Origin of the sequence: Pseudomonas sp. K5002 (assembly GCF_013386655.1) — a bacterium.
Classification (GTDB): domain Bacteria; phylum Pseudomonadota; class Gammaproteobacteria; order Pseudomonadales; family Pseudomonadaceae; genus Aquipseudomonas.
The window spans coordinates 1-580 of sequence record NZ_JACARK010001184.1 but is presented as its reverse complement, the minus strand read 5'-3'; the positions used below and the strand labels follow the sequence as shown (position 1 = coordinate 580).

The window sequence follows — 580 nt, the reverse complement described above, 5'->3', positions numbered from 1 at the left end:
CTTGCTCGCGAAGGCGTCATTACGGGCGCTGCACAAGTCAGTGTCTGATCAGTTTTTCCCGCACCAACCCGGCCTCCTGCTGATCCAACTCCAGCAACACCTGCTGCTTGCCGGCAATCTCCACCGCCGCCGGCAAACCATCCCGGTACACCAACCGATTGCCGCTCAACGCCGGCACCTTGCTACCCGGCTGCAGCGTACCGACCAGGTTCAGCGGATCCGCCCCACACACGGCAATCAAGCTTCCATCGTGAGGCCGCCGCCGAACTTCCCGCAGCAGCGGAATCGCTTCCGGCAACGCAAACTGTTCCCCCGCCAAACCACTTACAAACCGCCCGCCCCGAATCTCGCCCCGGGCCTCCAGCCGGTGGAACGTACGCAGCAATTCCCGCCAACTGGGCAGCCAGTCCGCCTCGCGCTCCAGCAGGCGCCAGAACACCACCCCGTAGCGGCGCAGCAAGGTCATCGCCACATGCTCCAGCGTCTCGGCCGAGTGAGCCCCCGGACGTCTGCCGTCCGCCACCGGCGCCCGCCGTACCAGGGCCCAACGCCCGGCATCGTCCATCCCGCCGACAAACGC

General features: G+C 66.6%; 1 pseudogene. It reads right to left on the bottom strand.

Features of this window, described 5'->3' with window-relative positions:
* Window positions 1–37: 37 nt before the first annotated feature.
* A pseudogene (locus HX846_RS34685) lies at window positions 38–580 on the bottom strand (ATP-dependent DNA helicase); the annotation flags it as partial.